Annotated in this window: 7 protein-coding genes; 2 read left to right on the top strand and 5 right to left on the bottom strand. The window is 75.1% G+C overall.

What is annotated here, in order from left to right; genetic code table 11:
- The 5 genes from ACWCSD_RS44165 to ACWCSD_RS44145 all read right to left on the bottom strand — a co-directional run.
- The coding region (locus ACWCSD_RS44165) for a sensor histidine kinase (RefSeq protein WP_449924251.1) at positions 1 to 1,021 on the bottom strand (1,021 nt) is incomplete at its 3' end.
- 19 nt (positions 1,022 to 1,040) lie between these two features.
- Complete coding sequence (locus ACWCSD_RS44160) at positions 1,041 to 1,760, bottom strand: ABC transporter permease (protein WP_449924248.1); 720 nt, start codon at positions 1,758 to 1,760, stop codon at positions 1,041 to 1,043.
- Entirely contained in the window at positions 1,757 to 2,638 is an 882-nt protein-coding gene (locus ACWCSD_RS44155) for an ABC transporter ATP-binding protein (RefSeq protein WP_449924246.1), read from the bottom strand. The genes ACWCSD_RS44160 and ACWCSD_RS44155 overlap by 4 nt, the downstream gene beginning before the upstream one ends.
- Before the next feature lie 46 nt (positions 2,639 to 2,684).
- A complete protein-coding gene (locus ACWCSD_RS44150) occupies positions 2,685 to 3,374 on the bottom strand; it encodes an alpha/beta hydrolase (protein WP_397162288.1) in 690 nt (229 codons plus the stop codon).
- Between the two features lie 13 nt (positions 3,375 to 3,387).
- Positions 3,388 to 4,824, bottom strand: a complete 1,437-nt coding sequence (locus ACWCSD_RS44145) for an aminotransferase-like domain-containing protein (protein WP_449924242.1) — start codon at positions 4,822 to 4,824, stop codon at positions 3,388 to 3,390.
- Between the two features lie 60 nt (positions 4,825 to 4,884).
- Between ACWCSD_RS44145 and ACWCSD_RS44140 the strand changes: the two genes are divergently transcribed.
- Together ACWCSD_RS44140 and ACWCSD_RS44135 are read left to right on the top strand one after the other, a co-directional pair.
- Positions 4,885 to 6,057 carry a trans-sulfuration enzyme family protein gene (locus ACWCSD_RS44140; RefSeq protein ID WP_449924239.1) on the top strand — a complete coding sequence of 391 codons (1,173 nt, stop codon included), beginning with the start codon at positions 4,885 to 4,887 and terminating at the stop codon, positions 6,055 to 6,057.
- 47 nt (positions 6,058 to 6,104) lie between these two features.
- On the top strand, positions 6,105 to 6,908 hold an 804-nt coding region (locus ACWCSD_RS44135), incomplete at its 3' end, for a pyridoxal-phosphate dependent enzyme (RefSeq protein WP_449924236.1).

The following is a 6,908-nucleotide window of genomic DNA, read 5'->3' as shown; positions in this document are numbered from 1 at the left end:
GTTCGGCGAGCCCGGTGAGGCCACCGCCGGGCACGCCGGGCTCAGCGCCGGGCTCGCCGCCGGCCGCGCCGTCGTTGGCGACCTCCAGGCGGACCCGGCCGTCCCGCAGCGACGTGGTGATCGTGCAGGTGGTGGCCCTGCTGTGACGCAGGACGTTGGTGACCGCCTCGCGCACCCCCCACGCCAGCGCCTCCTCGGCCCGCCGCGGCAGCGCCACGTCGGCCAGGTGCGCCTGGCAGCTCACCCCCGACGACTCCAGCAGCGCCGCCGCGCGGTCGGTCTCGCCGCTCAGCGACATCGCGCGGTAGCCGCGGGCCACGTGGCGGACGTCCTGGGCGGCCTCGCGGGCGACGCGTACCAGCTCGCCCACCTCGCCGCGGGCGGAGGCGGGGTCGCGGTCCATCAGGCGGGCGGCCAGGTCGCCCTTGAGCGCGATGGCGGTGAGGCTGCGGCCCAGGCCGTCGTGCAGGTCGCGGGAGATGCGCAGGCGTTCCTTGAGCACGGCGGCGTCGGCCAGCTCGGCCCTGGCCTCCTCCAGCTCGGCGGCGACGCGGACGAGCCGGACCAGGACGTAGATCATCGAGCCGGTGATGGGGATGGCGATCACGTAGAACAGGGTGACCACGGCGTAGTGGGGGCCGATCCACATGGTGGCGCCCTCGTACAGCATCATGAGGACGACCAGCGGCACGGCCCAGCGCAGCCCCAGGAACACCAGCAGGGTCCCGGCCAGCAGCGGGGCGGCGATCGACGACCAGCCGCTCGGCAGCAGGTAGTCGCCCGCGTAGGTGACGACGGCCTGGAGCACCAGCGTGGCCGGGAACAGCGGCGGGCGCCCGCCGCGCAGGGCGGCCCGCATGTTGACGTAGTGGGTGGAGACGACGGCGACCGTCACGGCCGCCGCGAGCAGCCCGATCGCCGGGCCGCCCATGAAGTAGAGCAGCCCGATGAGCGAATAGACGACCGAGACGCCCGTGATGAGCACGCGCGCGAGCCTCTGCGCCGAGGACGAGACCACCACAGCAGCGATTATGTCCGACTCAGGACCGGCGCGGTTCCCAGCGGAACCACGACCGGATCGCCACCACGCCCACCACCGCCCACCCGGCCAGGACGAGCGCCGGCACGAGCGCCTCCCCGGTCTTCGCCGCGTGCACCACGGCCGAGGTGGGCAGCAGGTCCAGCACCGGGCTCAGCCAGGAGGGCAGCGGGATCGGCCCCATCGCGCCCGCCGACACCGCGGCGACCAGGAACACCGGCATGGTGAACGCCCCGGCCAGCTCACTCCGCGGGATCGCCGCCGTGTACGCCGCCCCCAGCAGCGCCATGACGGCCGAGCCCGCGGCGGTCACGGCGGCGAACAGCAGCGGGTCGTCCGGCAGCGGCACCCCGGCGGCGAACCGCACGGCCACCGCGCACAGCACGATCACCAGGAAGGTCTGCGTGGCCGTGCCGGCGACCTGGCCGGCCAGGATCTGCGCGTCGGTCAGCAGCCCGGCGCGCAGCCGCTTGAGCACGAGCTGGTCGCGGCGGTTGGTCAGGGCGACCGCGATGTTCATGAACGCGGTGAGCGCCAGCACGATCGCCAGCGAGCTGTGGAACACCGCCGTCGCGAACGGCACGCCGCCCCCGGTGACGTGCCGCATCAGCGCCGGCATGCCCACGGTCAGCCCGACGGGGGTGATCACCGAGGCGGCCAGCATGGCGCGGTCGCGCCAGAACAGGCGGGTGCCGAGACGGTAGGTGGCGGTCAGGCTCATCGGGCGCTCCTGGGCAGGTCGAGGAAGAGGTCTTCGAGGGTGGCCGCGCGGACCTCCAGGCCGGTCAGCCGCAGCCCGCGGCCGGCCGCCCAGGTCAGCAGCGTCTGCGCGGCCAGGTCGGGGTCCTCGGCCCGGCAGACGGCGGCGCCGCCGTCCACGGTGACCGGCAGCGGCAGGTCGTCCGCGGAGATCCCGGCGGGCAGCCGGAACGTCACCCGTCCGCCCCGCGCGGCCAGCGTCTCGGCCATCCCGCCGGCCGCGACGATCTCGCCCCTGTCCATGATCGCCATGGACGAGGCCAGGCGCTGGGCCTCCTCCAGGTAGTGGGTGGTGAGCAGGATCGTGGTGCCGCGCGCGGCCAGGCCGGAGACGACCTCCCACGTGTTCGCGCGGGCCTCGGGGTCCATGCCGGTCGTGGGCTCGTCGAGGAACAGCACGTCGGGGCGGCCGAGCAGGGCGAGCGCCAGGTCGAGCCGGCGCTTCTCGCCGCCGGAGAGCTGGCGCACCCTGGTCCCGGCCCTGTCCGTCAGGCCGGCCAGGTCGAGCGCCTCCCCGGCCGGGCGCGGCGCGGGGGTGAAGTCGCGCCAGACCGCGACCGTCTGGGCGACCGTCAGGTCGGGGAAGAACCCGGCCTCCTGGAGCATGATGCCGACGCGCTGCCGGACGGCCGCGCGGTCGGACCAGGGGTCGAGGCCGGCGACCCGGACGGCGCCGCCGTCCGGCCGCTGGAAGCCGGCCAGCACCTCGACCGTGGTGGTCTTGCCGGCGCCGTTCCGGCCGAGCAGGGCGAAGATCTCGCCCTCGCCCACCCGGAACGACACTCCCCTGACCGCCGCGAATGTCCCGTGGTTCTTCCTGAGCTCGGTCACCTCGATCATGTGTCCGACTATGGCCGGACGGGTCAGGGGGCCGACAGTGAAGAATTCACGACTTCCTGGACAGCTTCAGCAGCGCGTCCGTGACCCCCTCGGGGTCGATCACCTGGTGCAGGTGGAGGCCGGGCAGCCGGGTCACCGGCCAGCCGCGCCCGGCCGCGTCGCGGGCCACCTCCTCGTACGGCGGCCCGAACCACAGGCACGAGCACCTGACCGCGTCCCAGCCCGCGGGCACGGGGACGGGCTGCGTGTAGTAGTCGAGGGGCAGTCGCGGCTGCTCGCCCGTGACCAGCAGCCGCTGGGCGGGGTCGGGGAGCATGGCCACGATGTCCTCCTCGTCCCACCAGTCGGTCCAGCGCGGCAGCACGCCGTCGGGGCCCGCCAGGCCGCGCAGGAACGGCAGGAAGCCCTCCTCGGCCGTCCTGACCAGCCCCTGGGACGGCGGCACGTGCGCGTCGGCGAACACGCAGGCCACCACCCGGTCGCCCAGCCCCTCCTTGATCACCGGCACGAAGAACCCGGCGTTGCTGTGCGCCACCAGCACGAGCGGCCCGTCGGAGGGCACGGCCGCGCGCACCGCCGCGGCCACGCGCGGCCAGTACGGCGCCCCGCCGGCGGACACGCCGGTCAGGTCGGGGACGACGGCCGCCCGGCCGCGCCGCCCCAGCGACTCGGCCACCGGAGCCCACGTCGAGGGCCCGACGGAAGGGCTGTGCACCAGCACGAAGGTCGTTTCCATGGCCCCCACCCTGTCAGACGACGAGGGCGTGCCGGGAGACGGGTTTCCCGGCGCCGTCGTAGGCCGCCCAGGCCGCCGCGAGGTCGCACACCGCCCGCGACAGCTCCTCCTCGGGGAACAGGAAGTGCAGGCGCAGGTGGGCGGCGTGGCCGCCCAGCGGGTCGAAGGAGCCGCCCGGCGGCACCGCGACGCCGTGCCGGAGCGCCACCTGGGCGAAGGAGCCGGCGTCGCCGCGCGGCAGGCGCACCCAGACGGTCTGGCCGCCCTGGGCCGGCTCGAACGTCCAGGACGGCAGGCGCGCCCGCAGCTCGGCGCACAGGTGGTCGTGCCGCCGGCGCAGGGCGCGTACGCGGGTCTCGCGCACCTCGTCGAGGCGGCGCAGCAGCGCGACGGCGGCGAGCTGGCTGAAGACCTCGCCGCCGAGATCGTGCACGGCCCGCAGCCGGGACAGCCGCGAGACCACCGGCGCCGCCGCGCGGATCCAGCCCACCCGCAGCCCGCCCCACACCAGCTTGCTCAGCGAGCCGACGGTGACGACCCGCTCGCCCCCGCCGAAGGCGGCCACCGGCGCCGGCGTCCCGCCCGAGAAGCACAGCTCGGCGCAGACCTCGTCGTCGATCAGCGGCACGTCGTGCGCGGCGGCCAGGGCGGCCAGCCGCCTGCGGCCCGGGTCGTCCATGACCGCGCCGTCGGGGTTGCGCGCGGTGGGCACGCCGTAGACCAGCGCCGGCCGCTCGCGCACGGCCCGCCGTGCCTGGTCCTCACCCAGGTCGACGGGCTTGACGACGGCCGCCGCGTGCCGGAACACCTCCAGCGCGCCCGGGTACGTCGGCGACTCGGTCAGCACGGTGTCGCCCGGCGCCACCAGCAGCCCGGCCAGCAGCGTGAGCGCCTGCTGCGCGCCCGTCGTCACCATGATCTGGTCCGCCGTGGTGGGCAGGCCGCGCGCGGCGTAGTAGCCCGCCAGCGCCTCGCGGAGCGCGGGGTGGCCCGCCGGGTGGTAGCCCAGGTCGCGCAGGCCGGCCACCCGCGCCCCCGCCTCCTGGTACGCCTCGAACAGTGCCGGCGGCGGGTCGTCCGGCGCCGCGCATGTCAGCAGCCGCACGCCGTCGGAGTCGTGCAGGAGGTTCAGCATCAGCGGGTTGGCCGCCACGCCGTCGGCCGTCCTGGTGGCCGGCGGGTCGCCCGGCGCGACGCGGGTGCCGCTGCCCTGGCGGCGCGTCACCCGGCCCTCCTGCTGGAGCAGCTCGTAGGCGGCGACCACCGTGCCGCGGCCGACGGCGAGCCGGTCGGCCAGCACCCGGTCGGGCGGCAGCCGTTCGCCGGGCGGCAGCACGCCGTCGTCGACGAGCGCCCGCAGCCGGGCGGCGAGCAGCAGGTAGAGCGGCCCGCGCCCGGAGGCCCACCGGCCCAGCAGGTGGACGAGGTCATCGGGATTGGCTCTATTCATGGACCAATTCTCCGGTATTGGCTCTGCACCCGCACACCAATCCGGGGGATATTCGATGACATGAGTGATTTTCGCCCTGAGACGCGTGCCGTCCACCTGCCGCAGCCCCCGGTCGAGGGCAGCCGGCCGATCGGCATGCCCATCTACCAGAGCGCCGGGTTCGCCTTCGACGACCCCGAGCTGATGGGCGTGGCGATGACCCGTCCCGACGACGCCTTCGTCTACGGCCGCGACACCAACCCCACCGTGCGCGCCCTGGAGCTGGCGGTGTCCGGCCTGGAGGGCGGCGCCGCCGCGCTGGCCGCCGCCTCCGGCATGGGCGCGATCAACACCGTGCTGCTCGCCCTGCTCAAGCCCGGCGACCACCTCATCGCCCAGCGCTCCCTGTACGGCGGCACCGCCACGATGCTCAACGACCTGGCCGGCAGGTTCGGCATCGCCGTCACCCACGTCCCCGAGAACGACCCCGCCGCGTTGCGCGCCGCCGTCCGGCCCGAGACGCGGCTGGTCTACCTGGAGACCATCAGCAACCCGCTGGGGCTGGTCGCCGACCTGCCCGCGATGTGCGCCACGGCCCGCGAGCTGGGCGTCCTGTCGGTGGTGGACAACACCTTCGCCACGCCCGTGCTCTGCCGCCCCCTTGAGCACGGCGCCGACGTCGTCGTGCACTCCGCCACCAAGTACCTGTCCGGCCACGGCGACGTGATCGGCGGCATCGCCGTCTTCGCCGACCCCGACCTGTACGGCAGGGTCTGGCACTTCGCCACCGAACTGGGCGCCGCGGCCGCGCCCTTCACGGCCTGGCTGACGCTGCGCGGGATCCAGACGCTGCCGCTGCGCATGGAGCGCCACTACGCCAACGCCGACCTCCTGGCCCGCCGGATCGCCGAGCACCCCGCCGTGTCGGCCGTCCACTGGCCGGGGCTGCCCGCGCACCCGTCGTACGAGCTGGCCGCCAAGCTGCTGCCCGCCTTCGGCGGCGTGTTCTCCTTCGAGCTGGCCGGCGGGCGGGCGGCGGGGGAGGCGTTCATGCGGTCCGTACGGCTGGCGCGCATCGCCCCCTCGCTCGGCGGCGTCGAGACCCGCGTCATGCAGCCCGCCACCACCTCCCACCGCTTCCTCGGCCCCGAGGACCTGGCCAGGCACGGCGTGAGCGAGGGCATGGTGCGCGTGGCCGTGGGCATCGAGCATCCCGAGGACCTGTGGGCAGACGTGGCCCAGGCGCTCGGATAGCGTCGGCTCATGCCCGCCGATCGCGGGCGCACGACCGAAGGAGAGCCGTGACCACCGTCACTTACCAGGACGTCCTCGACGCGGCCGGCCGGATCGAAGGGCACGTGCTGCGCACGCCCGTCCTGGAGATCTCGCCGGGCCTGTTAATGAAACTGGAGTTGCTGCAGCACTCGGGCTCCTTCAAGGTGCGGGGGGCCTTCAACCGCATCCTGTCGGCCGGCCCGTTGCCCGCCGCCGGGGTCATCGCGGCCAGCGGCGGCAACCACGGATTGGCCGTCGCCCACGCCGCCAGGGCGCTCGGCGTGCGGGCCGAGATCTTCGTGCCGGAGGTGACGAGCCCGGTGAAGGTGGCCGGGCTCAAGGCGCTCGGCGCGCACACCACCCAGACCGGGGCGATCTACTCCGAGGCCGCGGAGGCCGCCGCCAAGCGCGCCGCCGAGACGGGGGCGCTGGCCGTGCACGCCTACGACCAGGTCGAGGTGCTGGCCGGGCAGGGCACGACCGGGCTGGAGATCATGGAGCAGACCGGGGGCGTGGACACGGTGGTGGTGGCCGTGGGCGGCGGCGGGCTCGCCGGCGGGATCACCCTGGGGGCCCGTGCCGGGGGAGACGCGCCGCGGATCGTGGCGGTGGAGCCGTACGCCATCCCCACGCTGCACGAGGCGCTGCGCGCCGGGCGTCCGGTGCCGGTGCAGGTGGGCGGGGTGGCGGCCGACGCGCTCGGCGCCACGCAGCTCGGCGGGCTGGCGTTCGAGGTGTTGTCGGGGGCCGGGCTTCAGGAGCCGGTTTCCAGCTGCCCGGGGTGTGCGCTGCCTCTGCAGGGCCTCGTCGCGCATGAGCTCTGGCAGGTG

Source organism: Nonomuraea sp. NPDC001684, from assembly GCF_053596515.1.
This window is presented reverse-complemented; position numbering and strand designations above follow the sequence as displayed.